Source organism: Stenotrophomonas sp. YJH_SMC_16 (assembly GCF_059367875.1).
This window is the reverse complement of sequence record NZ_JCAFRH010000001.1, coordinates 604,936-631,333: the sequence shown is the minus strand read 5'-3', so window position 1 is coordinate 631,333 and position 26,398 is coordinate 604,936. Positions and strand designations below refer to the sequence as shown.

Here is a 26,398-nt window from a genome sequence, read left to right as displayed (position 1 = left end):
CAGTCACCGCACCAGCGTGACTGCCTGCCCGGCACGCGCGAACGCTTCGCCCAGCAAGGGACCGGTCTTGATCGCTTCCACCTCGTCGAACAGCGTCTGCAGTGCCTCGGCTGGGCGCGACGCTGGCGCCGCCACGGCCTGCTGGATCGCGGTGAAACGGTCGGCCAGCACGCGATGGCCGGGATGCGCCTGTGCCCAGGCCACCAGCGGCTGGCGCACGCCGGCGGCGGCATCCAGACGCTGCTGATCGAACAGGGTGATGGCCGCCGCCGAGGTCTCCGCCCGCTCGATCGTGGCGTTGCGCAGTTCACGGCTCAGGAACAGGTCATAGGCCGCGCCACGCCCCACCGCGATGCGCAGCCCTTCGCGGTCGAGGTCGGCCACCTGCTGCGCAGGGCTGTCCTCGCGAACCAGATAGGTGCCTTCGATCTCCACGTACGGGGCACTGAAGGCGATGCGGTCGGTGCGTGCCGGATCGATGGCCAGGAAAGCCAGGTCCCAGCCGTCTTCGCCCGCTGCGGCAACCACCGAGGCTGCGGCATCGTGGCAGGTGAAGCGTGCCTGCACCCCCATCCGTTGCGCCAATGCGGTAGCCAGTTCCAGCGAGGGGCCGCGCGGTGAGCGCGCATCGCCCTGTGCCAGCACCGGGTTGCCCAGGTTGATCGCCACGCGCAGGAAACCGTGCGGTGCCAGCGTACTTCGATGGTCGGCCAAGGACATGCAGGACTCCACGGGGCAGGGGAGACCCAGCATGCCAACAACGGTGTCCGCGTAGCGTGGACTCAGCCGTGCGCGGCGAAAGTGCCGTGGAAGCCCAGTGGCACCGCATACGGCAGCCAGGCCTGTGCCAGCGGGCCGTCATCCACATGGCGCGCATCCAGCACCGCCAGGCCACTGCGCTTGTTGACCGGGTCAAGCAGGGTGCCGATCAGCCAGCCATCGTCAGCTTCGCGGCTGCCCGGGCGCGGTACGAACACATGCTCTTCGGCCATGATGTCCGGCCCGTAGTTCCACCGCTGGCGGCGCCCGCGATCGATGTCGAACGCAGCCACGGCGTTGAAGTACGGTGCGGTGGTCGGGCCGTCGATGGTCGGCGCATACAGCCGTGCGCCACGTGTGTTCGTCGAGCGCGGGTCGAACAACGGGAACTCCACCGCGCTGATGCCCAACGTCTCCCAGCGGGCCTGTCCACGACGCAGGTCCAGATGCAGCTCGACCAGGCTGGCGCCACTGTTGGCCGCATGTGCACCGTCACCGGCCATCGCTTCCTTCATCGGCGAGCGCGCCTCGTTGATGTCGTCATGGCGTACTGCGCGCAGCACGATGCCGCCATCGCGGGTGAACGCGTCGCCGAAGTGATAGATCGCCGCGAACGGGGCCTCGAACCATTGCGCCTTGTCCGGCGCATCCTTGGCGACCACCGCGATACGCACAGGACGCTGCGGTGCGAACTGCATGCGCTCGAAGAAGCTGCCACCTGCGCCGGTGAAATCGAACGGCATCATCACGAACACCAGGTGCTGGTCGGTCATCGCGAAGGCATGCAGGTAGCCATGCTCGGGTGTTTCGATCACATTGGCGCTGCGCAGCTGGCCGTCCGCACCGATGTGCCAGACCAGCAGGCCATGGCCCCCCATCAGGCTGATCGAGCCGAAGTTCCAGAGGCTGCCGTCGCGATCGGTCAGCGGGTGCGCCGAGAACGGCAGCGCGGCCAGGTCCGGGCGCCAGGTGACCGGGCCGAGCGTCTGCAGCGAATCGGGGGCCACTTCGAACGCAGAACCGGATTCGCACAGCGCGAACAGGCGGCCATTGATCATCGTCACCGAGGTGTTGGCCACGTTGGCATCATCGTTGTTGCGTACCGCCAGCGCACCGGGAACGCTGGTGCCGGCAGCCGGATACTGGAAGCGGCCGGCCTTCTGTTCACGGGTGAATTTCGGCGTGGCGACCATGCGCCCGTGATGGGTCAGGCTGCCATCACCATTGAAACGCCAGCCATGCACCATGCCGTCGCCGTCGAACCAGTGGTCGTAGCGGAAGCCATCGCGCTCGGTCCACGCCGGGCCGTTGCGGTACAGCGTACCGGCCAGGCCTGACGGCAGCTTTCCCTGCAGCGGCACGGTGGCCGGGCCGAGGCTTTCGCTGCCGACGCTGCGCCAGCCGAGCAGCCAGGGGTGTTCCTGCATACCCTGCGCGAACCGCGCCGGGTCGCCGGCGAAGGCGGGAGCGCTGCGCAGCGCGGTGGCGCCCAGGGCCAGGCAGGCACTGCTGCTGAGCAAGGTACGAAGGAAGCGGCGACGGTCCATGGTGGCCTCGGGTCTGGATGCGGAATCAGCGCAGGGTGATGTCGATGGCGGCGCCAGCGGCTGGCACGTTGACGCGTGCTTCGTCGAAGGTCGGCTTGCGCATCACCTGCGGGTTGTTGCTGAAGCCGTAGCCTTCCACCGGCATGCCGACCAGGTTGGTGTCGAGCTTGCCGTTGTCGTTCTCGTCGTGGGTGAGCAGCACGGCATAGCTGCCGGCCGGTATACCCTTGAACGTGAAGTGAGCGCTGTCGCCGCTGGGCGCCGCCTGCTGGGCCTGCACGGGCTTGGTCTTGCCGTCCCAGGCGGCAGCGCTGTCGACCAGCGCAACACGCAGGGTGCCGCTCTGCGCGTGGACGTCGTGCACGGTCACGGCCAGGTCGGCGGCGTGGGCACTGGCGGCCAGGGCCAGTGCAGTCAGGGCGGTGCTGAGCAGGGCGGTGCGGATCATGGCAGTGGCTCCGGAAGTGTGTGTGGCGGTGTGGCGCCAGTCTGCGTGGCGCGGTGCACGGGGTTCAGGGCCAGTGGTCATCGATTCGACGTGCCAGAAGTCACTTTCTGCGCCGGACCCATTGCCGCCGGCGTGTGCGGCGGTCAGCATCTGGCCATGCCCAGCCTGTTCCGCCATCTCTTGCGTCCTCTCAGCCTTGCCGGCCTGGTTACCGTGCTGGCGGTGGGCCTGTCGTTCGCTGTACAGCGCAACGGTGCCGGGCTGAGCCTGCTGCTGCTTGCCGTGTTCCTGTTGCTGTTCGTGGTGCACGGCTGGGCGTCGATGCCATCCCGCGTGCGCGCCGTCGCTGCGGTGTTGCAGGCGCTGCTGGCGGTTGCGCTGGTTGCGCTGCAGCCACGTACCGGAACTGCTCCGGTGCTGCTGGTGGTGCTGGTCGCACAGCTGGCCGAGCACTGGCCGCCGGGCTTCGTGCTGGGCGTTGCGCTGCTGGCCAACCTGGCGGTGTATGCCGCGCTGCGCCACAGCGGCTTCAGCCAGCCGCTGCTGGTCGTGCTGCTCTATGGCGGCTTCCAGGCCTTCGCCGCACTGACCGCCCACTATGCCCGCAGCACGGCGCTGGCCCGCGATGACCTGGCCCGGGTCAACGCCGACCTGCTGGCTACCCGCGCGCTGCTGGCCGACAGCGCACGCGATGCCGAGCGCCTGCGCCTGGCGCGTGAACTGCACGATGTGGCTGGGCACAAGCTCACCGCGATGCGGCTCAACCTGCGCGCCCTGGCCGCTGACCCAGCACTGGCCGGCCGCGAGGGACTGGTGCTGGTGGAACGGTTGTCCGGCGAGTTGCTGGCCGACATCCGCCAGGTGGTGCAATCGATGCGCGATGATCGCGGCCTCGATCTGGCCACCGCACTGCATGCGCTGGCCGCACCCTTCCCACGACCAAAGCTGCAGCTGCAGATCGGCGACGGGGTGCGCGTGGCTGACCCGTTGATGGCCGAGACCGTGCTGCGGCTGGTGCAGGAAGCCCTGACCAACGCCGCCCGCCACGGCAATGCAGACACCGTCTGGCTGACGATCAGTGAAGAGGATTCCCGGTTGCGTATCGATATCCGCGATGACGGCCAGCGCGCCGAACGCATCCGCGAGGGCAATGGCATCGCCGGCATGCGCGAGCGCCTGGCGGCCGTACAGGGGCGTTTGGAGCTGGCGCGAACCGCACAGGGCGGCATGCACCTGACCGCATGGTTGCCGGCATGAGTGGCGCCGCGATCCGCGTTGCCCTGGCCGATGACCAGGCGCTGGTGCGTGCGGGTCTGCGTGCGCTGCTGCAGGGCCTGGGGGTAGACGTGGTGCTGGAGGCCGAAGAGGGCCAGGCGCTGCTGGACGCGTTGGCTGCCCAGCGCGTGGATGTGGTGCTCAGTGACATCCGCATGCCCGGGATGGACGGCATCGAGGCACTGCGCCAGCTGCGCGCGCGCGGTGATGCCACGCCGTGCCTGCTGCTGACCACCTTCGATGAAAGTGATCTGCTGCTGCGTGCCAGCGAGGCCGGCGCACAGGGCTTCCTGCTCAAGGACGCCGTGCCCGCAGACCTGCGCGAAGCGATCGAGCGCGTCGCCGCGGGTGAAACCCTGCTGTTGCCGGTCAGCACCGAGCCGGTACGCGCCCGTTACCGCTTCCACGACGAAGCACCGCCCACCGATACCTTCGGGGAACGCGAAGTGGCGATCCTGCGCCTGCTGGCTGGTGGATACAGCAACAAGGAAATCGCGCGCAGCCTGTTCCTGGCCGAAGGCACGGTGAAGAACTACGTGTCGGCCATACTCGACAAGCTGGGCACCCGCGATCGCACCCGTGCAGTGCTGAAGGCGATTACCCTGCGCATCATCTGAGTGGACCGAGCAAGGCGTGCCAGTGAACCCGATCCTGCATGTGGAAATCCCGGCCAGTGACCTGGACCGGGCCATCACGTTCTACCAGCGGTGGCTGCAGGTCGCGGTGGACGAACCTATCGTGCTGCACGACTGCCGGATGGCCTACCTGCCGTTCTCCGATGACGCCGCCGGTGCCAGCATTGCGCTGGTGCACGGCGCGGACTACCGGCCCTCCGAGCAGGGCGCCCGCATCTACATCGGCGTCGATGACCTGGATGCGAGCCTCGACCGTGCACTGCAATCGGGAGCTGAGCTGCGCTTCGGCCCGGCCGACGCGGGTGACTGGCGTGTGGCCGAGATCCGCGACAGCGAAGGCAACCGCATTGCGCTGCAGGCGCGCGCAGCTCTGTAGAGCCGAGCCCACGCTCGGCTGCTGTTGGCCCAGCCGCTCCAGCTCAGCCGAGCATGGGCTCGGCCCTACAAGGTCGCGGCGCGCGAGCGCTGCAGCCAGTCATTGATGGCCGGGTCCAGTCGCGGGTCGTCCGGCAGCTGCATGCCGAAGCGCTGCTGCAGCACGTCACGCACATCACCCACATCATGCAGCGGGCGCTTGTCCGGCGCCTGCCCGGGGCGGTACTCGGTGTAGTTGCCGCTGCCGATGGTACGGCGCCAGTCCGGTCCGGTCAGCGACACGCGTAGCTGGCCCGGGAAGCTGGAATCGGGGTGGGTGCATACGTACCAGTTGCCCACCACGTTGTCGATCGGTGCAGGCGCCTGCAGATCGAAGCGGTACATCGCCCGCCAGCCGTCGCTGGATTCGGCTGACAGCACGAAGTCGCCCTCGTCAGGCAGACGCTGCAGCAGATAGCGCTCATGCGGCGTGGCCTGCGGCTGCGCATCGTGCAGCCGCAGCGGCACGGTCGGGGTCAGGCTGCCGAAACCGGCATCCACCAGCCAGTCGTCCCCATCCACATGCACGCGCAGCAGCAGATGGGTACGCGCGGTCAGTTCGCCGTCATGCGCTGCCAGCAGCACGCGCGCACTCAGCGGCTGCGCATCAAAGCCCAGTGCCTGCAGCAGGGCCAGCAGGCCGCCATTGAGTTCGAAGCAGTACCCACCGCGGCGGTCGTCAAGCAGCTTGCGTTGCACGCTGTCCAGGTCGATCGGCACCGCGTCGCGCAGCAGGCAGCTGAGGGTCTCGAAGGGCAGCAGTGCGTTGTGGCGCTGCTGCAGCAGGGTCAGGCCGGCCAGGGTCCGCGGTGGCGGCGCATCCAGCTGCAGGCGTTGCAGGTAGCGGGGGACATCGAGCGTCGTCATGGAGGCACCGGGCGGGGAGGAACGTCCACTGTGCTCCCCCAACCGGGGTTGAGGTCAAGCGCGGCGCCCGTGTCATGCCCCCGTCGCTTGCACCCTGTACAAAGGCCGCGTCCACCCGCGACGGGGGGACCCGGACGAAGAAGGCGCTAAAGTTGCCCTGAATCCGGCCGATACAGGTGCGTCTTTCCGCCTGGAGTCTGTCATGTCGGCCGTTGTCCCCCACCTCCGGTCCCTGCGCACGCGCCTTGCCGCGTTGCACTCGGCGTCCCCCGGCCTGCTGCGCTGGCTGCAGCCGCATCGGCTCAGCGTGGCCAACAAGCTCAAGGCGACCCTGTGGGTCTGTGGCCTGGGCCTGGTCGCGATCGCCGCTGTCTACGCCTGGACCGGCCATGCCAACGCACTGGCTGCGCGCAGCCAGGCCAGCTACCAGCGCGGCAGCGATCTGGCCGCCAGCCTGTCTACGCGGGTGGCCGAAGCGCGTCGCCTGCAGACCCAGTATGCACGCAGTTTCGATGATGCCGACCGCGCGCAGCTGCTGGCCACGCAGAAGGCACTGCAGGTCGATCTGCAGGCGCTGCGCGCGACGCCGATGGATACTGGCCGGCGCAAGGCCCTGCAGGCGCTGACCGAAGCCGCCGACGCGTTCTCGCAGGGTGTGGCCGCCCTGTTCGAACGTGTCGACGAGATGGGTCGTGGTGATGCCGGCCTCGCCGCGCAGCTGCAGCAGGCCGCCGATACCCTGCAGGTACAGGTGGATGCGCTGCAGCGGCCGTCGTTGGCGTTGTCACTGCAGAAGATGCGAAGGCAGGAGGCACTGCTGCTGCTCGACGGTGACTCCACTCACGCCGACCGCGCCAGCGAGGAAAAGCTGCCGTTCGACCTCGCGCTGGCGGGCCTTCCCGCAGATGCGCAGGACACCCTGCGCACCGGGATGGAGGCGTATCAGGCCGCATTGCTGGGGTATACCGCTGCCCGCGTCGGCCTGGATGTGGAAGCGCAGTCGCTGCTGGATACCGCCGCGGGCGTAGCACCGGCGCTGGCCGCCTTCCAGCAGGCGCAGGTGGCGGCGCTGGCCACGGCGCAGGCGCGCCAGCAGGCCGGCGCACGCACGATGAGCGTGCTGTTCGCACTGACCCTGCTGCTGGTGGCCGGCGTGCTGATCACCAGCCTGATGCTGGTGCTGCGTGCGGTGCGCCAGCCGATCCAGGACACCCTGCGTTTCGCCAGCGATATCGCTGACGACCGCCTCGACACCACCCTGCGCGTCTACAACGCCAATGATGAGATCGGCCAGCTGGCCCAGCGCCTGGTCGACATGCAGCAGCGCCTGCGTGCGCGCATCGAGACCGAGCGTGCCGTGGCGCGCGGCAATACCCGGGTGCGCCAGGCATTGGACAGCGCGCAGACCGGGCTGATGGTGATTGATGCGGAAGGGCAGGTCGCCTACGCCAATCCGGCGCTGCTGGAGCAGCTTGCACTCCGGCTTGAAGATCTGGTGGGCAGCGATGCGGTACGCCTGCATCCGGCACTGGCCAGCCTGGCCGGTGTGCGCCAGCGCGAGGAGCGCGAGATCGGCCATGCAGGGGTGCGCTACCAGCTGATTGCCAACGCCATCATCGACGAAGGTCAGTTCCTTGGTGTGGCGGTGGAGTGGCGCAGCCGTGCGCTGGAAACCCTGTTGGAAACCGAAGTGGCCGCACTGGTCGACGCCGCCGCACATGGCGACCTGCACGGGCGCATCGCGCTGGAGGGAAAGCAGGGCTTTGTGCGTACGTTGTCGACCAGCATCAATCGCCTGTTGACCACCTTCGAGACCAACCTCGGCGATCTGCAGGCGCTTCTGGCCGCGCTGGCCCGCGGCGACCTCAGCGTGCGCATGGAAGGTGAGCTGCAGGGCGTGTTCGCACGCATGCGCGACGATGCCAACGCCACCGTCGCGCAACTGGGCCGCATCGTCACCCGCATCCAGCACGCCACGTCCAGCCTGGATGCCGGCGTTGGCGAGATCGTTGCCGGTCACCATGACCTGTCGCAGCGTACCGAACAGCAGGCGGCCAACCTGGAAGAGACGGCAGCGTCGATGCACGAGCTGACCGACACCGTTGGCCGCAATGCTGATGCCGCGGGCCGTGCCGACGTGCTGGTCAAGGGCGCGGCGGCAGTGGCCCAGCGCGGTGGCGAGGCCGTTGGCCAGGTGGTCGCGACCATGCAGGGCATCAGCGAGGCCTCGCGACGGATCGGCGACATCACCCAGCTGATCGATGGCATCGCTTTCCAGACCAACATCCTCGCGTTGAATGCTGCGGTGGAAGCCGCGCGCGCGGGTGAGCAGGGCCGCAGCTTCGCCGTGGTGGCCGCAGAAGTGCGCCTGCTGGCACAACGCAGCGCGGAGGCGGCCAAACAGATCAAGGGCCTGATCGAGGATTCGGTGGCGCGTGTGGGCCAGGGCAACCAGCAGGCCGAACAGGCCGGCACCACGATGGGCGAGATTGTCGGCAGCGTGCAGCAACTGGCGGATCTGCTGGCTGGTATCCGCAGCGCGTCGCAGGACCAGCATGCCGGCATCGCCCAGGTGAACCAGACCATCGTGCAGATGGAAGCCAGTACCCAGCGCAACGCCAGCCTGGTGGAAGAGGCGGGTGCTTCGACAGCGCAGATGCAGGCGCAGGTGCATGCGCTGGCGGAAGCGGTGGGCGCGTTCCGTCTGCAGTCGATGCCACAGGCGCGCGTTGCGGCGGCCTAGCCTGCGGTTCCTTGTCGGCTGGCCGGGAATCAGCCGAGCGTCGGCTCGGCTCTACATCGGCTGCAGGCACACTGTAGAGCCGAGCCCATGCTCTGCTCAGGCCAATGCGCGCTGGCAGGAATCAATACACGTCGCGGCGGTAGCGGCCGTTCTCCAGCAGTGTTTCCACCGCCTCATCACCGAGTGCTTCACGCAGCACCTGGTCCACGCCTTCGGCCATGCCCTGCAGCGAACCGCACACGTGGATGACTGCACCACGCTGCATCCAGTTGCGCAGGGCATCGGCCGCCGCACGCAGGCGATCCTGTACATAGCCACCGTCGCCATCGCGCGAGAACGCCAGGTCCACCCGCGCAAGATGACCATTGGCCTGCCAGGCCTCGATCTCGTCGGCGAACAGGAAGTCATGCGCGCGCTGGCGTTCGCCGAACAGCAGCCAGTGCCCGTGCTCGCCTGCATGCGCGGCTTCGCGCAACAGGCTGCGCAGGCCCGCGATGCCGGTGCCGTTGCCGATCAGCACCATCGGTGCACCGGCGACGCGGTGGAACCCGGGATTGCGGTGCACGCGGGCGACGATACTGGCACCGATCGGTGCATGCAGCGACAGCCAGCCCGAGCCGAGCCCGGCGCGGCCCGTGTCGTCGTGCACCAGTCGTACCACCAGTTCCACCGCGCCATCCTCGGTGCACGAGGCGATTGAATATTCGCGTCCGGGCAGCATCGGCAGGCCGGCCAGCCATAGGCACGGATCCTGCACCGCCAGCGCGGCGTCGGCCTCGGGCAGCTCGCGTTCACTGGCCAGCGCCAGCAGGGTGCGTGGGTGGCCGTCCACCAGCAGCGGCTGTAGCGGATCCAGCCCCTGTGCCTTCAACACCGCGCTGGCATGCCGCGCGTTGTGCCGGGGCGCGATATGCAGGATGTCGCCCGCCTGCCACTGCACCTCGGCCGGTGGCGCAAGACAGATGCGCCAGATGGCGCCGCCCACGCTGCCCGGGTTGAGCCGGTCGCGGCCGAGCAGCCGCCACTCATGCATCTGCGTGGCCGCCGGCAGCACGCTGTCATCGGTGGCGATGCCGGTCAGCGCGCCCAGCTGCAGCTGCCATTGGCGCAGCGCCGCGACCGAGGCGGCATCGACTTCGATGCGGTCGAACAACGGGCGCGCGCCGTTGCCGAGCAGCCAGCCATCAACCTGGCGGCCGAAGCCGCAGTAATGCGGGTACTGTCGATCACCCAGCGCCAGCAGTCCAAACTGCAGGCCTGACAGGTCGAGTGTCTGTGGCATCAGCCGTCGTGCAGCACCTCGCGCCGCATCCGGTGGTTCGCCATCGCCGAAGGTGCTCAGTACCAACAGCGCCTGCGCGGTGCGTGCCAGCTGCACGGCATCGACGCGGGCCAGCGGCAGCACCTGCACCGCATGACCGGATGCCTGCAGCTGCGCGGCTGCGCGCCATGCGAGTTGTTCGCCCAGTCCGCTCTGGCTGGCATGCACCACCAGCCACGGCGTGCCACCGCCATCGGCAGGCGTTGCTGGCAGCGACTGGCGCAGGCCACGCGCAGCGCGCTGGCTGCGTCGGCGGTCCAGATAGAGCATCCAGCCGGTGATGAAGAACAGGCTCATGCCCAAACTGCTGAGCATCACCACGACACGCCCGGGCACGCCGAAGTAGCTGCCCGAGTGGAGCGCGAACACGCTGGTGGCCAGCTGCGCGCCGACGCCCTGGCGTGCATAGGGGCGGGCATCGAGCGTGGCACCCGTGCCTGGGTCGAGCTGCAGCAGATCATGCGCGCGGTCATGCTGGCCGCCGCGCTGCGACGGATCACCGGCCATCACGCGTACATTCAGTGCCTGCCCGGGCTTCTCCGGCAGGCGCAGGTCGATGTAGCCGGTGCGCACGCCGGGCAGTGCGTACAGCGTGGCTTCGACGCGTTCCAGGTTCAGGGCGGCGCCGGTGGCGATCTTGTGCTTGGCGGCCGGTGCGACGCCCAGCAGGGTGTTGGCGGCGCTGCGATACCAGTCGAAGGACCACCACAGGCCGGTCAGCGCACTCATCAGGTAGATCAGCAGCACCCACGTGCCGACCACCGAGTGCAGGCTCCACAGGAAGCCACGGCCGCTGCGCTTCCATTCCACCGCCAACCAGCTGCGCCAGTGCCACCAGCGCCGCGGCCAGCGCAGATAGAGGCCGGACAGGGTGAAGAACAGCAGGGCGATCGCACAGCTGCCGGTGATCCATTTGCCGCGCTCGCCGGCGGCGAGGTGGCGATGCAGGTCCTCGACGAAATCGAAGAACGCCTGCCCGCGCAGGGCGCTGAATCGCTCGCCGCTGTACGGATCGAAGTAGACCCAGTGTTCCTTGCCACCGGCGAAGCGTGCCACCGAGGGCCGCAGCCCGGTGGCATCCACGCGCAGGCGCTGCAGGGGGCGATTACTGTCGGCCTGCAGCAGCGGCACCAGCTCGCTCAGTTCAAGCGGAAGCTGACCGTCGGCATGGTGCTCGGCAATCTCGGCGAAACCGGGATTGGCCGCCCGCAGCAGTTCGTCCTCGAAGGACAGCACGGCGCCGCTGAGGCCCATCACGGCCAGTACGGCGCCGGCGGTGATGCCCAGCAGCCAGTGCAGTTGGAACAGGACGTTCTTGAACATCGAAGGAGGAGGGCCAGGAAGGCTGCCGCCCGCATCCTGCGCAACAGCAAATGAGAATTAGTCGCGGAATTCTCCGTGGCGGACGGGCTACGGTCAAGGAGGGTTTTGTTGCAGGGCTTTGCAGCCCTGCACCCGCTACAAGCCGGAGCAACGTCAACGTCAAAAGCTGGCTTTCCGTGGGCTGGCGGGGTGGGTCCGGTTGCGGGGGTGTCCGCGGCATGGATGCCGTGGCCAAGGCTACAGGGACGTACTTGCGCCGTCCCCCTCAACCGGACCCACCCCGCCTTCGACAGTTTCCTGCGATCTGTCGGAACGGCGTTCTGCTTTGGTGGGTGCCGACCGTTGGTCGGCACGGGGTCTGATTCCGTTCTGAATATCGATATCTGACAGATGTGTCGACCAAGGTCGACACCTACCAACAGCCGCGAAGATCTGTCAGAGGTGGGGCGGTGTCGGAGTGCGGGGTGTCAGCCGCATGGATGCGGCTGCCAAGCTTACAGGGACGTACTTGCAGCGTCCCCGCACTCCGACATCGCCCCGCCAACCCGCGGAACGCCCGCTTTGGCTGTTGGCGTTGCATTGAGCCGGGTGCAGGGCTGCAAGCCCTGCAAAAACCCCCTCACTTCACCCAGCTGTCGATCTCGCCGTGGGCGAATGGTCCCAGCTTTGCCTTCACCAGCCGCCCTTGTGCATCGAACAGCACGCTGTAGGGAAGCAGGCCCTGTGTATTGCCCAGCAGCACGCTGGCATCGCGCGGCCCCGGGGTCTCGATCACGATCGGGTAATCCACCGGGACACGCTGCAGGAAACCGCGCACGTCTTCCGGGGTATCCAGTGCCAGGCCCAGCACCTGCACGCCGTTGTCGCCCTGGGCATGGGCGAAGCGGGCAAGCTCCGGCATTTCTTCCACGCACGGAGCGCACCAGCTGGCCCAGACATTGATCAACAGCGGGCGACCGGCAGCGTGCTGGCGCAGGTCCAGCGGCCGGCCATCAAGATCGGGCAGCGACAATGCGGGCAGGCTGTCGCCAACCTGCAAGGCGGGTGCCGCAGCCGCAACGGCGGGCGCCGCTGGCACGGCCTCAGGCGCAGCCGGCGCCGGTGCCAATCGATGGCCGGCCCACAGGCCAAGGCCGGCGGCCAACACCGCTGTCCACAGCAGCGCTGGCCGTTGCCACTTCATCGCGCGGTGCGCAGCAGCGCTTCCTCGACCACCGCCTGGGTCAGCAGGGTCGGCAGCACCGTCGGCGGCGCGCCGGGGCCATACACCACGTACAGCGGCACGCCCACGGCCTTGTGCTCTTCCAGGAACGTGGTGATCTGCGGATCGACGTTGGTGTAGTCCCCGCGCATGTACACCGCGTTGGTGCGCTTGAGCAGTTCCTTGAACTCCGGCCGCGACAGCACGGCGCGCTCGTTGGCCTTGCAGCTCACGCACCAGTCGGCGGTCATGTTCACGAACACCACGCGGTTGTCGGCGCGCAGGCGGTCCAGCAACTGCGGCGAGTACTCGACCACGTTGTCGCTGGCGGCCTGTGCGGCGCGTGCCGGCGGTGCCAGCTGGGTCACGCCCCAGGCGGGAACCAGTGCACCGATCGCCAGCAGCACGCCGAGCAGGGTCACTGCACGCGAACCAGTCCAGCGGTTGCGCTCGAATAGCCACAGGCCGAAGGCCAGCAGCAGCAGGCCACCCAGCACCAGCGCCATGCCGTCCACGCCACGCTGCTTGCCCAGCACCCACAGCAGCCACAGCGCGGTGGCGTACATCGGGAAGGCCAGCACGTGCTTGAGCGTCTCCATCCACGGGCCCGGCTTGGGCAGGCGGCGCGCCAGTGCCGGCACGAAGCCGATCAGCAGGAACGGCAGCGCCAGGCCCAGGCCGAGGAACAGGAACACGGTCATCGCCTTCAGCGGCGGGGCAATGAACGCGTAGGCAATCGCGCCGCCCATGAACGGGCCGACGCAGGCACTGCCGACCACGCAGGCCAACGCACCGGTGAAGAAATCACCGGCCGGGCCACTGCGGCTGGCCAGCGACTGGCCGAGGTTGCCGATGCCGCCGCCGAGGGTGAACACGCCGGACAGGCTCAGGCCCACCGCGAACATGATGTAGGCCAGCACCGCGACCACGCCCGGGTGCTGCAGCTGGAAGCCGATGCCGACGGCGTTGCCGATCGCGCGCAGGCCGACCATCAACGCGCCGATCACCGCGAACGCGACCAGTACGCCCAACGTGTACCAGAGGGCGTGGCTGCGCGCGCGCTGCGGGCTTTCGCCACTCTGCGCCAGGCTCAGCACCTTCAGCGAGAGGATCGGCAGCACGCAGGGCATCAGGTTCAGTACCAGGCCACCGGCCAGGGCCAGCAGCAGCACCCAAACGAACGAACGGTCCGGATTCGGCGTGGTCGCCGGTGGGCGCGTGCGCAGGGCGTTGTCACCGCGCGCATCGGCAGCGAACTCATTGCCGTTTTCGGCGCCTGCAACGGCCGGGGTGCTGGCATCCGTATTGGGCACCGTCGGCAGCAGGCGCAACGGGGCGCCGTTGGCGGCTTCGCGTGGTGCGCCGCTGGCGGTAGGCAGCGGACTGATCACCTCGTTGCGCGGCGGCGACTGATCGGTGCTGGCGTTGATCTTGCCGGCCGGGATCGACAGCTTCACCCGGCGGGTCATCGGCGGGTAGCAGATGCCATCGGTCTGGCAGCCCTGGAACGTCACCACCAGGGTGCTGTCGACCGCATCGGCGACGGCGCGGCGCAGCGGCAGCGGCACTTCCACCTGGTTGAAGTAGACCGAGACATCGCCGAAATGCTCGTCGCGATGCGACTGTGCGGCCGGCCAGCGCAGCTTGTCGGCCAGCACGCCGGTGCTGCCGTCCAGCTTCACCGAAGTGCGGTCGCGATACAGGTAGTAGCCCGGCGCCGGGCTGAAGCGCAGCAGCAGGGTGTTGCCGTCACTGGCGATGGCGTCGAAGCCGAACGCCTGCTCCGAAGGAAGCGGCAGCGCCTGGCTGTTGCTGGCGGCACCCGGCAGGCGCAGGCCGCCGCTGTTGCCGGCACCGGCCAGCGGGTTGTTGAACGGGCTGGCGGCGCCGGTACGCGTGGCCGGCGCCGCGGCCTGTGCGCCGCTACCGGGCAGGGTGACCTGCACCACGCGCTTCTGCGGCGGGTAGCACACACCGGCATCGGCGCAGCCCTGGTAACGCACTTCCAGGCTGATGGTGCCGGCGGCGTCGGTCGGCGTGCCAGGCAGGGTGGCCTGCAGGCGCTCGCGATAGGTTTCGACTTCGCCGAAGAAATCGTCGTGGTGCTTGTCGCCCTTGGGCATCTGCAGCGCGCCGGCGTTGAACGCCGGATCAGCCTTGACGCTGGTGCGGTGGCGATACAGGTAGTAGCCGGGTGCGATCTTGAACTGCAGTTGCACCTGGCCGCGCTCGGGGGCGGTGGCGGTCAGCGCGAACGCCTGGTCCACCGGCAGCAGGTCCTTCTCATCCAGGGCGAAGGCGGGCAGCGAGAGCCACATCAGGGCGCACAAGGCGGCGCCACGCGCAAACAGAGTCTTCAATCAGTGTCCTCCCGGGTCTGTGCCCGGATCCAGTCCAGATACGCCGGCAGGCCGGCCCGGGTTTCGACCGCGATGCACTCCGGGAGTTCATACGGATGCAGTTCGACGATCCGGGCAATCGCGTCATCGACGCGGCTTGCGGTGGTCTTCACCAGCAGTTGCAGCTCGGCGTCGGTGGTCACCTCGCCCTGCCAGCGGTAGGTCGACTGCGCGCCATCGAGGCGGGTCACGCACGCGGCCAGGCGCTCGCCGACCAGCGCGTGCGCGATGCGCTCGGCACTGGCCCGGTCCGGGCAGGTGGTCAACAGCAGCAGGACGGGATCGACGGTCGACATGACCGTCGAGTATAGGGCCGCCGCCGGGTCAGGGCCCGGCGGCGGCGATGGACCGCTGCGTTGCGCGGTCAGTTGGCCAGCTGGCAGGTTGCCGGCTTGGCCGAGGTGAACAGGCCCGGGGTCGCCCACTCGGGGTGATCGATGAACGGATTGCGGTTGCCCTGGAAGCTGTAGATCACGTCATTGCGTGCACGTTCGGCATCATCCGGCGGGTCGGACAGGTGCCAGTCGATCAGCGTGGACAGCAGGCCCATGTAGGCCGGCGAACTGCTGGTCTTGACGATCTTGCTGCGGTCGTCGGTCAGCTCCAGGTCCGGCTCGGACTGGCCGGTCGCCGCATCCTTGCCGCCCTCGTAGCGGATGGCCATGTACAGCACCGCACGCGCCATGTCGCCCTTGCGCTTGCCCCACACCTCGAAGGTGCCGGTGTTGCCGTCCGGCGTGCGTACCCAGTTGGAGTTGCCCGGGTAACCGCCGCTGCCGCCGCCCTGGCCGTTGTTGGCCTCGGTGGCGCGCTCGCCGCAGTTGGCGTCGCACTTGCCGAACGGCTTGTTGCCACGGTCGGCGTTCCACTGCGCGTCGGTCAGGTACAGCATGTGGGTGTCGGTATACGGCGCGTACGGCAGGCCCTTGTCACCGGTGGTGGTGGCAAAGCCCAGCGAGTTCGGCCAGGTGTGCTCGCGGTTGTACTTCAGGCCACTGCCGCTGCCGGCGCGGTCGGTCACCTTGGCGTAGCTGCGGTTGCGATACGCATCCAGGATCCTGCCGGAATTGTTCGGATCCTCGTCGGCGATTTCCAGGATGGTCCAGGTGCTGGTGCCCGAGCCGCTGTACGGATAGGCCGTATGGCCCTTGATGGTGGCGTGCAGCGAGCAACGCAGCTGGCTGGGGCTGCTGGTGTTGACCTTTGAGTAATAGCCGGCCGGTACACCCGGATTGCCCGGGTCGGGGTTGCCGCCGGTGCTGGCCACGGTGAACGCGATGCGGCTGTCGGCCGCCGGATGCGCGCCCTGCAGGTCGGTGATGCGCGCGGCGCGGATATCGAAGCGGCAGGCTTCACCGGCCAACAGCGCGGTGTTGGTGGACAGTTTCACGCTGCGGCCGCTGGCCGGGAAGGTCAGCGGCACGCTGCCGGAGGTGCCGCAGCTCAGCGCGAAGGCGCCACTGGCCAGGTTCACGGTTTCGCTGAACACCACTTCCAGATCGGCCGCGGCCGGGAAGGTGCTGCTGCCCTGTGCCGGGGTGGTGGTGGAGACCGACGGCGGCGTGTTCGGGCCCGGGGTGCCGCCGCCGCTGAAGGTCTGGCCGTTGTTGCAGCTGCCAAACGTCTGCCCGGCCGATTCGGCCCAGGTGAAGTGGGCGTACTGGCTGCCGCTGCCGGTCAGCTGCAGCGAGGTGCCCGGCGCGGTGCTGTTGGTCTCGGCCACCGGGATGTTCTGGCTGGTCATGCCGGCGGCAGGGCCACCGGAGGCGGTGATGGCGCCCTCGTAGCTGAGGAACTGGACCACCTTGCCGCTGGCATCGACCAGGGCGATGCCGTCGTTCGGGCCGTTCTGGAGGCCGTTGGTCGGGTAGCTGACCACGGCCAGGGTGGCGCTGCCGCAACCGGCGGCGGTGCCGGCCGGAACCGGGTTGTTGGCGTAGACCGTGGCGGCCGAAGGATTGCTGCCGTTGTAGAGGTAGAGGCGGTAGCCGGACAGATCCTCACCGGCGGTGGCTACGACCTCGATCGCTTCGCCGACGTCACCGGCGGCGGTGCTGTCGTCATAGTGCAGTTCATTGATGAAGACCTCGGCCTGGGCCGGCGCGGCGGCCAGCGCCAGCAGGCAGGCGGCGGCAAGCGGGGACAGCAATCGCATCGACAACTCCTTGATTGGGAATGCGCGGCCGAGCCTAAGGCCGATCCAGTGACACTTTGTCGTAAATGAACGTCAGATATCTGACAGTGGGACATTGGTCACCAAATGTCACCCGTTCCCCCCTTGGCTTGCCGCGTTGCATCCCTATACAGGCGTCCACGCAGGGAAGGAGGTTTGCGGGTCCGGAGAAAAATTTCGGGATCGGCCCTTGAAAGGCCTGTGGAGGTCTCCATCTCTGTCGTGCTCCCGACTTGTCGGGCTTTTTCACGCGCGTTGCTGGCACTCGCCTGGTGTGACTGCTAACATCGCCGGACTTTTTCAGACCAATCAATAACTTAAGAGGTCTCTCATGAGCATCAAGCCGCTGCACGACCGCGTTGTGGTCAAGCCGATCGAAGCCGACGAAATCTCCGCCGGTGGCATCGTCATCCCCGACTCGGCCAAGGAAAAGTCCACCAAGGGTGAAGTTGTGGCCGTCGGCCCGGGCAAGCCGCTGGACAACGGCAACGTGCGCGCGCCGTCGCTGAAGGTTGGCGACAAGGTCATCTACGGCCAGTACGCCGGTAGCTCGTACAAGAGCGAAGGCGTCGAGTACAAGGTCCTGCGCGAAGACGACGTGCTCGCCATCATCGGCTGAGCCTCGGCGCGACCTGCTTTTCTGTAAGACATCCCTTTTCGTCGCCGGGCCCGGCCCGGCGCAAACATCGAGGTAATCGCAATGGCTGCCAAGGATATTCGTTTCGGTGAAGACGCCCGTTCGCGCATGGTGCGCGGCGTCAACGTTCTCGCCAATGCCGTCAAGGCCACCCTGGGCCCGAAGGGCCGCAACGTCGTGCTGGAAAAGAGCTTCGGCGCGCCGACCATCACCAAGGACGGCGTCTCCGTCGCCAAGGAAATCGAACTGGCTGACAAGTTCGAGAACATGGGCGCGCAGATGGTGAAGGAAGTTGCTTCCCGCACCAACGACGACGCGGGCGACGGCACCACCACCGCCACCGTGCTGGCCCAGGCCCTGATCCGCGAAGGCGCCAAGGCTGTGGCCGCCGGCATGAACCCGATGGACCTCAAGCGCGGTATCGACAAGGCCGTTTCGGCCGCCGTGGCCGAGCTGAAGAACATCTCCAAGCCGACCGCCGACGACAAGGCGATCGCCCAGGTCGGTACCATCTCGGCCAACTCGGACGAGTCGATCGGCCAGATCATCGCTGACGCGATGAAGGAAGTCGGCAAGGAAGGCGTCATCACCGTTGAAGAAGGCTCGGGCCTGGACAACGAGCTGGACGTGGTCAAGGGCATGCAGTTCGACCGCGGCTACCTGTCGCCTTACTTCATCAACAACCAGCAGTCGCAGACCGCTGACCTGGATGACCCGTTCATCCTGCTGCACGACAAGAAGATCTCCAACGTCCGCGACCTGCTGCCGGTGCTGGAAGGCGTCGCCAAGGCCGGCAAGCCGCTGCTGATCGTGGCCGAGGAAGTTGAAGGCGAAGCGCTGGCCACCCTGGTCGTCAACACCATCCGTGGCATCGTCAAGGTCGTGGCCGTCAAGGCGCCGGGCTTCGGCGACCGTCGCAAGGCGATGCTGGAAGACATGGCCGTGCTGACCGGCGGCACCGTGATCTCCGAAGAAGTCGGCCTGTCGCTCGAGAAGGCCACCATCAAGGACCTGGGCCGCGCCAAGAAGGTGCAGGTCTCCAAGGAAAACACCACCATCATCGATGGCGTCGGCGACAAGGCCAACGTTGATGCACGCGTGGCGCAGATCAAGACCCAGATCCAGGACACCTCCTCGGATTACGACCGCGAGAAGCTGCAGGAACGCGTGGCCAAGCTGGCCGGCGGTGTTGCCGTGATCAAGGTCGGCGCCTCGACCGAAATCGAAATGAAGGAAAAGAAGGATCGCGTCGACGACGCCCTGCACGCCACCCGTGCGGCCGTTGAAGAAGGCGTGGTTCCGGGCGGCGGCGTTGCGCTGGTCCGCGCGATCACCGCGCTGGCCGGCCTGAAGGGCGCCAACGAAGACCAGAACCACGGCATCCAGATCGCCCTGCGTGCGATGGAAGCCCCGCTGCGCGAGATCGTTGCCAACGCCGGTGACGAGCCGTCGGTCATCATCAACAAGGTCAAGGAAGGCACCGGCAGCTTCGGCTACAACGCCGCCACCGGCGAGTTCGGCGACATGCTGCAGTTCGGCATCCTGGACCCGACCAAGGTGACCCGTTCGGCGCTGCAGAACGCAGCCTCGATCGCTGGCCTGATGATCACGACCGAAGCCATGGTTGCCGAAGCTCCGAAGAAGGACGAGCCGGCCATGGGCGGCGCCGGTGGCATGGGCGGCATGGGTGGCATGGGCGGCATGGACTTCTAAGTCCCCGCGTTACCGATGCAATGAAAAACCCCGCCGGAAGGCGGGGTTTTTTTTGGGGGCCGGTCGGAATCGAATCAGATCCACGCCATGCGTGGATACCGCTCCCAGGCGGGTATCTACGCGCGGCCCTCGCGCCGCTGCAGCCACAGGTGGGCCGCCAGCAGGGCCAGCGCGCCACCCGCGATCATGCCCTGTACCCACGGCAGCTCCGTGATCGGCGCAAGCAGCAGGCCCGCCGCCATGCCGATCAGGCTGGCGCCGGCGCCCACCCGCTGCCGCCGCTGCCGATGTGCAGCCTGGCGATGGCGTGCGGCGATGCGCAGGCGCCGTGCATCCGGCTGCAACACCGCTTCGGCAATGGCATCGATCTCTGGGCGATTCATCCTGTCTCCTGCATTGCGTCCGTGTCTGCATGCTGCACGACTGCGGGACCTGTGTGCAACGGCAACGCTTCGATCATCTGACGAACGCCTTCGCCGCGCCGTACTCCCACTGCCACGGCACGCCGGTGTCGCCCAGCACAAACGCTACCAGGGCCGGGAAGGCCGCCTCTGCCCGCACATCGTTGCCCAGAATCACCACGCAGCGCTGGTGCTGCTCCACGCATACCAGCGTGTTGCCCACTGCATCGTCGTGGCCGCCCTTGTAGAAGCCTGCGCCCTGCGGGCCGAGAAACGTCACCACGCCCAGACCTGCCGCCAGGTCCTTGCGTTGCTGCGCCTTCGGCAACTCCGGTTGCAGGGTGGGGAACTGGCTGGCCGTGGTGATGGGCAGCTGCGGCCGCACCAGCTCCCTGCGCATCGGTGCGGATAGCCCGTCGCCACGCACGTAACCGGCGGCGAAGCGGGCCATGTCGGCAATGGTGGTATCCATGGACCCTGCCGCACGTACGCGGCTGCGCTCATCATGCGGTTCGGCCACACCTTCCGCCGTCCAGCCATCGGCCAGGTTGGCGGCGAAATCCTCGCGCCACATCATGCTGGTGCGGGTCATGCCGAAGCGGTCGAACACCCGCTGCTGCATCAACGCGCCCACATCCTCGCCCAGCCGCCCGCGTTCGATCACGAACTGCAGCAGGATCAGTCCCTCTCCGGAATACCCATATCGACTACCCGGATCAAAGTGGAACTTCAGGCGCCCATCGGGCTCCAGGAAGCCGAAGTTGGCAAAGCCACTGGAATGGTTGAGCAGCAGGCGTGGGGTGAGCTGGCGCCAGCGGGCATCGCCGGCCAGCACGCTGTAGTCGGCGTACTTCTTCGGTTCCGGTGGATAGTCCGGCAGCGGTTTGTCCAGGGCGGTAGCGATGCTCGCATCCAGATCGATCCGCGCGTCCTGCGCCAGCTGTGCGACCAGGTGGCCGAAAGCCATCTTGGTCAGTGACGCAGCGTACATCACGGTGTCGGTGCGCAGCGGCTCGCCTGCGGCGTTGCGTTCACCGTAGGCGGCCACATGCACCACCTTGCCGCCATCGATCACCGCCAGCGCCATGCCGCGCGCGTGGGCCGCCTGCATCAGCCGCTGTGCTTCGGCATCGATGCGAGTGGGCGAGGGCACGGGTGGCGGCGCGGCCAGTACCGCCAGCGGGAGCAGCGTCAGCAACATCAGGGTGGCACGGCACATGCGTGGAACTCCTGGTGGGGCGCACGGCGATGCTACGCCAGGCTGCCGCTGGCGTCATTGCCAGATGTCAACTGGCCTGCGGCCGGCGCAGGCAGATCCGGGCCGCGCCGGCACCGATGTCCACCTGGCCGCCGCGCATTGCATCCGCACCAAGGATCAGCGCCGGCCGACCCTCCAGGCCGATCGCCTTGAACACTGGCAGTTCGCTGATGCGGACCTCCATCGACGGGTGCTGCCAGCCGCCGCCGGTCATGCCGGGCAGGGTGTACAGCCAGGTTGCCTGCTTTCCGCCGCCCAGGCCTTCGGTGCCCTTTTCACGCACCCGCACCCGCGCGTCGCTGCCGTCGGTGCGCAGCCCCAGTGCGCGGGCTGCTTCGGCGTTGAGGACGGTCTGCGCGGCACCGGTGTCGACCACGGCGATGGCGTCCACCGCAGGCGCGCCCAGTGCAAGCGTGATGAAGCCGAACTGGCGCAGGCCGTCAGTGCGGCCGGGCAGCGCATTGGGCTGGCAACCCGGTCCTTCCAGGTTCAATCCACCGGGTGTCCACAGCGCCAGTTGATTGCGGCCGAAATCCCAACGGGTGTCCCAGCGTCCGGTCAGATCGTTGCCGATCAAGCCGTCAATGGCCGGATCATCCTCCTTCGGCAACGACGATAGATCGACCTTCATGGCTTGGGCCTGCAGCTGCCAACTGCCCAGCTGCCAGGACGTGCTGCGTATGCGCTGCAGCCGCGCGGACGCTGCACTGGCCCCTTGGGCCTGTGATACCTCTGCATCCGCATCCTCCAGACCATAGCGTCGCACGACGCGGTCATCGACCAGAGTGGCGCCTGCCGCGCTGTCGACCACGAAGCGCAGCGGTTCGGCACGCCCGTCCAGCGACACGGCCACGGCCGGATGACCGCCCTGCATCCACATCGGCAGGATGTGTTCGGGGGGATCGGACGCCAGCGCAGGCAGCGGGGCAGCAAGCAGGAAGAATGGGATGAGGCGCAAGGGAAGTCTCCGCAGTGATCATGGGTGACCATTGGCGCGCAGCGGCGTATCGCGGGAATATCGGCGTTGATACCGTCCTGATACAGACCTGCCTGATACTGCCCGCATGACGACTCCCGCCCGTGTCATCGTTGTCGATGACGACGCCAGCATCCGTGATGCCATCGCCGATTGCCTGCTGCTGCACGGCTACCAGGTGCGAGTGGCTGCCGACGCAGCGGCGCTGGATGTGCTGCTGCAGGTCGAACGTCCGGACCTGATCGTGCTTGACTGGATGATGCCCGGCGAGGATGGACTTTCGGTCTGCCGCCGATTGCAGGCGCGGGCGATCCCGATCCTGATGTTGTCGGCGATGGGCAGCGCACCGGACAGGGTGATCGGCCTGGAGATGGGCGCGGACGACTATCTGGCCAAACCGTTCGATCCGCGCGAGCTGCTGGCGCGGGTACGTGCGCTGCTGCGCCGGCAGGACAAGCTGCGCGCGCAGGTCGCCAGTGAACTGCGCTTTTCTGGTTGGCGGTTGCTGCCGGAACAACGTCGCCTGCTGGCCCCGGATGGCAACGAGCTGGTGCTCAGCCGTGGTGAATTCAGCTTGTTGCTGGCGCTGGCCGAACGCCCCGGGCGGGTGCTGGGGCGCGAGCAGCTGCTGCAGCTGAGCCGTGGCGAGCCCAGTGACAGCGTCGACCGCGCGGTCGACCTGGCGATCAGCCGCCTGCGCCGCAAGCTCGGGCAGGCTTCACCCGGTGCGGAATCGCTGGTGCAGACATCGCGTGGCGAAGGCTATCGCTTCGACGCCGAGGTACAGCTGCTGTGAGCAGCCGGTGGCCGACCGCGCGTTGGATCACGATGCTGGCCCTGGCCAGCCTGCTGCTGGCGACACTGGTCAGCGTGGCCGTGGTTGGCTGGATGCCTCGGCCCGCGCCGCCACCGATGCAGTTGGACCAGGCCGTGCAGGTGCTGCGAGGGGAACAGGCGCCGGCGTCGCTGGGCCTGCATCTGGCGACGCAGGCAGCGCCGCCGCAGGGCAACGCCAGCGACTGGCTTACGCAGCTGGCGGCGCTGCAGCTGGGCTTGCCGGTGGAGGATGTTCGGCTGGTATGGAGTGGACAAGGCAAGGCGCCCGATGTGCAGATCATTGAAGACGGCGCGGTGCTGGATGCCACGGCGCGGGCCGGCGTACTGAAGGCGCAGGCCGCGCTGCTGACCGCGATGCAATGGCCGCCGTTTGAACTGGGCATGCGCCAGGCCGATGGCCGATGGCAGGTGGTGGGTAGTGACCACAGCGATCTGGCGGCGTGGCGCCGGCAGGTCGTGCTGGCGCTGCTGGGCGGTGCCTTATTGTTGGCGCCGCTGGCGGCGTGGGCATCGATCCGGCTGGTGCGTCCACTACGACGCTTGGCCGATGCCAGTGCATGTGTGGACCTGCAGGCCGAAACGCCCCTGCCGGATGATGGCCCACGCGAAGTACAGATATTGGCTGCAGCGATCAGCACCGGGCGCGTGCGCCTGCGCGAACAGGCCCAGGACATGACGCGCATGCTGGCCGCAGTAGCGCACGACCTGCGCACGCCGTTGACCGGCCTGCGTCTGCGTGCGGAGTTCGCACCGCCACCGCAGGCGGCGCGGATGGTGGCCGACATCGAACGCATGGATACGATGATCGAGCAGGTGCTCGACTACGCACGCGGCGAACTGCAACCACTGCAGTTATGGCCGCTGGACCTTGCCGCGTTGCTGGAGGAATGCGTGCAGGGTGCCCTGCTGCGCGGCGTCGAGATCTCCATCGAGGGACCGGACACCTTGCCGTGGCAGGGCGACGCGCTCCTGCTGCGGCGGGCGATCGACAACCTCATCGACAACGCAGACCGCTACGCCGGTGCCGTAGACCTGCACATCGCCATGGAAGGCAGTCGCATGCAGCTGGATGTGATGGACCGCGGTCCGGGCATCGCCGAGGACGACCGCGCACGCCTGCTGCAACCCTTCCAACGCAGCGAGAGCTCGCGCAGCCGCGCCACGGGAGGGACCGGCCTGGGCCTGGCGGTGGCGGCCAACGTCGCACGACGGCATGGGGGCGAGCTTCTGCTGCTGCAGCGTGACGGCGGCGGACTGATCGCACGCCTGCTGCTGGGGCCGGTTTCCTGATATCGCCTTGATACTGGCGTTGGAGCCTTGTTTTGCAATATGATTAGGCACCTAATCATGTTGGGGAGAGCCATGCTGGAAGCCAAGCACAGTGCCCTTCTGGATGAAGCGCAACGACGCGGCCATACCGGCGTCGCGCAGCTGCGCCTGTGTTTCCAGCTGCTGTCGCTGTCATCGGCCATCGACCGCGACTGCGCCACGCGCCTGGCGCCGCACGGGCTCAGTGAAGGGCGTTTCATCGTGCTTTTCCTGCTGCACGGCGCGGGTGGCACGCTGCCTCCGCATGAACTGGCCGAGCGCGCAGGTGTCACCCGCGCCACGATCAGTGGCCTGATTGATGGCCTGCAGCGCGAAGGGCTGCTGCAGCGGCGCAGTGACGCCGAAGACGGCAGGCGCCTGCAGATCGTGCTGACCACACAGGGGAAGTGCCTGGCCGAGACGCTGTTCAACCAGCACACGCAATGGATAGGGGGCTTGTTCAGCGGGTTGGACGCGGATGAACAGCAACAGCTGTCGCAGTTGCTGCACAAGGTCTGGCAGCACACCGATGCTGGACGAGAACGTGCAGCATGAGCCCGGCGATCGCGGCGCAACGGCTGCATGCACTCAACACCGGCCATGCCCCCACCACCCATCTGGCCGAATGCCTGGCAGTGGATTTCGCCGCGCTGCTGCAGGTGGTGGCGCCTGCGCTAGCACCGGAAGCGCTGCAACGCATGCAGGATGCCTCAGGCAAGGGCATCACACTGCGCATGGCCTTGGCTGCGCAACTGCTGCGTGAGGCGGGGCAGGGCGATCCCGTGCAATGGCAGGACCATGCGTCCGACACCGTGCGCGGGTGGGCCTGCTACCTGATCGGCAGCGATGCCCGCGCGACGTTGGCAGAGAAGCTGCAGCAGATGCGCACGCTGGCCGACGATCCACACTTCGGTGTGCGCGAATGGGCGTGGCTGGCGCTACGCACGGACATCGTTGCCGCGCCGATGCAGGCGCTTGGGTACCTGCAACCGTGGACACAGGAAACTTCGCCGTACCTGCGCCGCTTCGCCTGCGAAGCACTGCGTCCGCGCGGTGTCTGGGCCACACATATCGCGCTGTTCAAGCAGCACCCTGAACATGCATTGCCGATGCTGGAAGCACTGGCTGACGACCCGGAACGCTACGTGCAGGATTCGGTCGGCAACTGGCTCAATGATGCCGGCAAGACTCAGCCGAAGTGGCTGCGCGTGCTGTGCACGCGTTGGCAGCACGAGCGCCACAGCGACGCCAACGCCTACATCCGCAAACGCGCACTGCGCTCGCTCCGGTAGTGCCGGATGCTGGCCGACAAACCCGCAACCCCGTCAACCTCAAGGAAGAACCACCATGTCGCACACCTTCATCGAGCTCTATACCGCCACGCCGGCCTGGACCACACTGCCGCCCGAGCAGCGGAATGCCTTCTTCGCCCGTATTGGCGCCGGCATGCAGCAGTTCGATCCAGCCCGCATCACGCCGCTGGCGATGGGCCGCATTGCCAGGGACGTACCGCATAGCAGCGATGAACAGTTCTATGCGGTCTGGCGCTGCGCGAGCCGCGAGGAGGTCGATGCGCTGGTGGCTGGCATTGCCGCTACCGGCTGGCATGAGTACTTCACCACCACCCATGCGGTAGGCGCGATGGACAGCATGGCCCAGCACTTGGCCGACCTGGCCGCCTTGTAGCGGGGCGGCAGACGCCGGCAGATCCCGGTCCTCGGCATGGGTGGCACATGCGCCTGTCACCCGGACGCGGTAAACAGGACATTGCCCATGTCCATCCGCAGGGAAGTCGATCATGCAGAGCACGCTCCAGGTCACGCTGTTCGGCCCTCTTGGCGACAGCCCGGCGTTGCAGTTGCCGGGGCTGGAGGGGCCGTCGGTGGCCATCCAGGAATCGGCCCTGCGGCGGTTGGTTTCCGACCTCTACACCGCGCGTTCCCTGCTCAACCCCGAGCAGCTGGACGAGGCCCGGCGGGAACTGGATCGCGTGCTGGAACGCTGGGCCGACATCCATGAGGGCCTGCTGCTGGACGTGGAAGTGCATGGCAAATGAGCGACTTTGCGTGGTTGCCGCCGCGTAGGCCGGGCTGGCGCGCATCTCGCTGAACCGCGTCCCCAGTTGCGTATGAAACATTTTGCACTGCGCAAAAGCTGTGCTAT

Annotated in this window: 24 protein-coding genes; 12 read left to right on the top strand and 12 right to left on the bottom strand. The window is 67.6% G+C overall.

Annotation, left to right across the window (positions count from 1 at the left end):
- Positions 1–3 precede the first annotated feature (3 nt).
- The 3 genes from AC5P6E_RS02795 to AC5P6E_RS02785 all read right to left on the bottom strand — a co-directional run bounded on the left by AC5P6E_RS02795 (position 4) and on the right by AC5P6E_RS02785 (position 2,754).
- Complete coding sequence (locus AC5P6E_RS02795; RefSeq protein WP_019338955.1) at positions 4–720, bottom strand: ABC transporter substrate-binding protein; 717 nt, start codon at positions 718–720, stop codon at positions 4–6.
- Between the two features lie 62 nt (positions 721–782).
- A complete protein-coding gene (locus AC5P6E_RS02790) occupies positions 783–2,306 on the bottom strand; it encodes a carotenoid oxygenase family protein (protein WP_019338954.1) in 1,524 nt (507 codons plus the stop codon).
- 25 nt (positions 2,307–2,331) lie between these two features.
- Positions 2,332–2,754: a DUF2141 domain-containing protein gene (locus tag AC5P6E_RS02785; RefSeq protein WP_019338953.1), complete on the bottom strand. Its 423-nt coding sequence runs from the start codon at positions 2,752–2,754 to the stop codon at positions 2,332–2,334.
- A gap of 156 nt (positions 2,755–2,910) precedes the next feature.
- Here AC5P6E_RS02785 and AC5P6E_RS02780 point away from each other — a divergent pair, with 156 nt between their 5' ends.
- From AC5P6E_RS02780 to AC5P6E_RS02770, 3 genes are read left to right on the top strand one after another with little or no spacing between them, the layout of a single operon-like run.
- Complete coding sequence (locus tag AC5P6E_RS02780) at positions 2,911–4,011, top strand: sensor histidine kinase (protein ID WP_019338952.1); 1,101 nt, start codon at positions 2,911–2,913, stop codon at positions 4,009–4,011.
- A complete protein-coding gene (locus AC5P6E_RS02775) occupies positions 4,008–4,646 on the top strand; it encodes a response regulator transcription factor (RefSeq protein ID WP_029550907.1) in 639 nt (212 codons plus the stop codon). The genes AC5P6E_RS02780 and AC5P6E_RS02775 overlap by 4 nt, the downstream gene beginning before the upstream one ends.
- Before the next feature lie 22 nt (positions 4,647–4,668).
- Positions 4,669–5,040, top strand: a complete 372-nt coding sequence (locus AC5P6E_RS02770; RefSeq protein ID WP_019338950.1) for a VOC family protein — start codon at positions 4,669–4,671, stop codon at positions 5,038–5,040.
- A 65-nt stretch (positions 5,041–5,105) separates the two neighbouring features.
- On the opposite strand, the gene AC5P6E_RS02765 is transcribed toward AC5P6E_RS02770, so the two are convergent.
- Entirely contained in the window at positions 5,106–5,945 is an 840-nt protein-coding gene (locus AC5P6E_RS02765) for an arylamine N-acetyltransferase family protein (protein WP_019338949.1), read from the bottom strand.
- 202 nt (positions 5,946–6,147) lie between these two features.
- Between AC5P6E_RS02765 and AC5P6E_RS02760 the strand changes: the two genes are divergently transcribed.
- Positions 6,148–8,688, top strand: a complete 2,541-nt coding sequence (locus AC5P6E_RS02760; protein WP_483697292.1) for a methyl-accepting chemotaxis protein — start codon at positions 6,148–6,150, stop codon at positions 8,686–8,688.
- A gap of 121 nt (positions 8,689–8,809) precedes the next feature.
- On the opposite strand, the gene AC5P6E_RS02755 is transcribed toward AC5P6E_RS02760, so the two are convergent.
- From AC5P6E_RS02755 to AC5P6E_RS02735, 5 genes are all read right to left on the bottom strand, one after another.
- Positions 8,810–11,332 (bottom strand): PepSY domain-containing protein, encoded by a 2,523-nt coding sequence (locus AC5P6E_RS02755; protein ID WP_495230678.1) that lies wholly within the window; start codon positions 11,330–11,332, stop codon positions 8,810–8,812.
- 619 nt (positions 11,333–11,951) lie between these two features.
- A complete protein-coding gene (locus tag AC5P6E_RS02750; protein ID WP_495230677.1) occupies positions 11,952–12,515 on the bottom strand; it encodes a TlpA family protein disulfide reductase in 564 nt (187 codons plus the stop codon).
- Positions 12,512–14,893, bottom strand: coding sequence for a protein-disulfide reductase DsbD domain-containing protein (locus tag AC5P6E_RS02745; RefSeq protein WP_191863098.1), 2,382 nt, complete (start codon positions 14,891–14,893; stop codon positions 12,512–12,514). Before AC5P6E_RS02745 ends, AC5P6E_RS02750 begins: the two co-directional genes overlap by 4 nt.
- Positions 14,890–15,228 carry a divalent-cation tolerance protein CutA gene (gene cutA, locus AC5P6E_RS02740; RefSeq protein WP_010481118.1) on the bottom strand — a complete coding sequence of 113 codons (339 nt, stop codon included), beginning with the start codon at positions 15,226–15,228 and terminating at the stop codon, positions 14,890–14,892. Before cutA ends, AC5P6E_RS02745 begins: the two co-directional genes overlap by 4 nt.
- A gap of 68 nt (positions 15,229–15,296) precedes the next feature.
- The gene (locus AC5P6E_RS02735) at positions 15,297–17,087 is read right to left on the bottom strand and encodes an endonuclease (protein WP_329835044.1); all 1,791 of its coding nucleotides are present in this window, start codon (positions 17,085–17,087) and stop codon (positions 15,297–15,299) included.
- Between the two features lie 349 nt (positions 17,088–17,436).
- On the opposite strand from AC5P6E_RS02735, the gene AC5P6E_RS02730 reads away from it, so the two are divergent.
- Positions 17,437–17,724, top strand: a complete 288-nt coding sequence (locus tag AC5P6E_RS02730) for a co-chaperone GroES (protein ID WP_019338944.1) — start codon at positions 17,437–17,439, stop codon at positions 17,722–17,724.
- 81 nt (positions 17,725–17,805) lie between these two features.
- A complete protein-coding gene (gene groL, locus AC5P6E_RS02725) occupies positions 17,806–19,455 on the top strand; it encodes a chaperonin GroEL (RefSeq protein WP_005411226.1) in 1,650 nt (549 codons plus the stop codon).
- Positions 19,456–19,571: 116 nt separating this feature from the next.
- Here the strand turns inward: groL and AC5P6E_RS02720 are convergent, their stop codons facing one another.
- From AC5P6E_RS02720 to AC5P6E_RS02710, 3 genes are all read right to left on the bottom strand, one after another.
- The gene (locus AC5P6E_RS02720) at positions 19,572–19,838 is read right to left on the bottom strand and encodes a hypothetical protein (protein ID WP_049413040.1); all 267 of its coding nucleotides are present in this window, start codon (positions 19,836–19,838) and stop codon (positions 19,572–19,574) included.
- Positions 19,839–19,911: 73 nt separating this feature from the next.
- A complete protein-coding gene (locus AC5P6E_RS02715) occupies positions 19,912–21,075 on the bottom strand; it encodes a serine hydrolase domain-containing protein (RefSeq protein ID WP_053443581.1) in 1,164 nt (387 codons plus the stop codon).
- Positions 21,076–21,142: 67 nt separating this feature from the next.
- Positions 21,143–22,072 carry a pepsin/retropepsin-like aspartic protease family protein gene (locus AC5P6E_RS02710; protein WP_010481129.1) on the bottom strand — a complete coding sequence of 310 codons (930 nt, stop codon included), beginning with the start codon at positions 22,070–22,072 and terminating at the stop codon, positions 21,143–21,145.
- A gap of 106 nt (positions 22,073–22,178) precedes the next feature.
- On the opposite strand from AC5P6E_RS02710, the gene AC5P6E_RS02705 reads away from it, so the two are divergent.
- From AC5P6E_RS02705 to AC5P6E_RS02680, 6 genes are all read left to right on the top strand, one after another.
- On the top strand, positions 22,179–22,886 hold the full coding sequence (locus tag AC5P6E_RS02705; protein ID WP_010481131.1) for a response regulator transcription factor: 708 nt from the start codon (positions 22,179–22,181) through the stop codon (positions 22,884–22,886).
- A gap of 32 nt (positions 22,887–22,918) precedes the next feature.
- Positions 22,919–24,217 (top strand): sensor histidine kinase, encoded by a 1,299-nt coding sequence (locus tag AC5P6E_RS02700; RefSeq protein ID WP_495230731.1) that lies wholly within the window; start codon positions 22,919–22,921, stop codon positions 24,215–24,217.
- A 72-nt stretch (positions 24,218–24,289) separates the two neighbouring features.
- Complete coding sequence (locus AC5P6E_RS02695; RefSeq protein ID WP_241885975.1) at positions 24,290–24,790, top strand: MarR family transcriptional regulator; 501 nt, start codon at positions 24,290–24,292, stop codon at positions 24,788–24,790.
- Complete coding sequence (locus AC5P6E_RS02690) at positions 24,787–25,527, top strand: DNA alkylation repair protein (protein ID WP_262102385.1); 741 nt, start codon at positions 24,787–24,789, stop codon at positions 25,525–25,527. The genes AC5P6E_RS02695 and AC5P6E_RS02690 overlap by 4 nt, the downstream gene beginning before the upstream one ends.
- 55 nt (positions 25,528–25,582) lie before the next feature.
- Positions 25,583–25,921, top strand: a complete 339-nt coding sequence (locus AC5P6E_RS02685; RefSeq protein WP_010481139.1) for a DUF6616 family protein — start codon at positions 25,583–25,585, stop codon at positions 25,919–25,921.
- A 112-nt stretch (positions 25,922–26,033) separates the two neighbouring features.
- Positions 26,034–26,291, top strand: coding sequence for a hypothetical protein (locus tag AC5P6E_RS02680; protein ID WP_223009776.1), 258 nt, complete (start codon positions 26,034–26,036; stop codon positions 26,289–26,291).
- Positions 26,292–26,398 lie beyond the last annotated feature (107 nt).

Coding starts and splice junctions, on each gene's coding strand:
- cutA (WP_010481118.1), bottom strand. CDS start 15,228: ATGTCGACCGTCGATCCCGTCCTGCTGCTGTTGACCACCTGCCCGGAC.
- AC5P6E_RS02795 (WP_019338955.1), bottom strand. CDS start 720: ATGTCCTTGGCCGACCATCGAAGTACGCTGGCACCGCACGGTTTCCTG.
- AC5P6E_RS02695 (WP_241885975.1), top strand. CDS start 24,290: ATGCTGGAAGCCAAGCACAGTGCCCTTCTGGATGAAGCGCAACGACGC.
- AC5P6E_RS02780 (WP_019338952.1), top strand. CDS start 2,911: ATGCCCAGCCTGTTCCGCCATCTCTTGCGTCCTCTCAGCCTTGCCGGC.
- AC5P6E_RS02735 (WP_329835044.1), bottom strand. CDS start 17,087: ATGCGATTGCTGTCCCCGCTTGCCGCCGCCTGCCTGCTGGCGCTGGCC.
- AC5P6E_RS02750 (WP_495230677.1), bottom strand. CDS start 12,515: ATGAAGTGGCAACGGCCAGCGCTGCTGTGGACAGCGGTGTTGGCCGCC.
- AC5P6E_RS02755 (WP_495230678.1), bottom strand. CDS start 11,332: ATGTTCAAGAACGTCCTGTTCCAACTGCACTGGCTGCTGGGCATCACC.
- AC5P6E_RS02680 (WP_223009776.1), top strand. CDS start 26,034: ATGCAGAGCACGCTCCAGGTCACGCTGTTCGGCCCTCTTGGCGACAGC.
- AC5P6E_RS02775 (WP_029550907.1), top strand. CDS start 4,008: ATGAGTGGCGCCGCGATCCGCGTTGCCCTGGCCGATGACCAGGCGCTG.
- groL (WP_005411226.1), top strand. CDS start 17,806: ATGGCTGCCAAGGATATTCGTTTCGGTGAAGACGCCCGTTCGCGCATG.
- AC5P6E_RS02760 (WP_483697292.1), top strand. CDS start 6,148: ATGTCGGCCGTTGTCCCCCACCTCCGGTCCCTGCGCACGCGCCTTGCC.
- AC5P6E_RS02715 (WP_053443581.1), bottom strand. CDS start 21,075: ATGTGCCGTGCCACCCTGATGTTGCTGACGCTGCTCCCGCTGGCGGTA.
- AC5P6E_RS02685 (WP_010481139.1), top strand. CDS start 25,583: ATGTCGCACACCTTCATCGAGCTCTATACCGCCACGCCGGCCTGGACC.
- AC5P6E_RS02765 (WP_019338949.1), bottom strand. CDS start 5,945: ATGACGACGCTCGATGTCCCCCGCTACCTGCAACGCCTGCAGCTGGAT.
- AC5P6E_RS02720 (WP_049413040.1), bottom strand. CDS start 19,838: ATGAATCGCCCAGAGATCGATGCCATTGCCGAAGCGGTGTTGCAGCCG.
- AC5P6E_RS02730 (WP_019338944.1), top strand. CDS start 17,437: ATGAGCATCAAGCCGCTGCACGACCGCGTTGTGGTCAAGCCGATCGAA.
- AC5P6E_RS02700 (WP_495230731.1), top strand. CDS start 22,919: ATGCTGGCCCTGGCCAGCCTGCTGCTGGCGACACTGGTCAGCGTGGCC.
- AC5P6E_RS02705 (WP_010481131.1), top strand. CDS start 22,179: ATGACGACTCCCGCCCGTGTCATCGTTGTCGATGACGACGCCAGCATC.
- AC5P6E_RS02690 (WP_262102385.1), top strand. CDS start 24,787: ATGAGCCCGGCGATCGCGGCGCAACGGCTGCATGCACTCAACACCGGC.
- AC5P6E_RS02790 (WP_019338954.1), bottom strand. CDS start 2,306: ATGGACCGTCGCCGCTTCCTTCGTACCTTGCTCAGCAGCAGTGCCTGC.
- AC5P6E_RS02785 (WP_019338953.1), bottom strand. CDS start 2,754: ATGATCCGCACCGCCCTGCTCAGCACCGCCCTGACTGCACTGGCCCTG.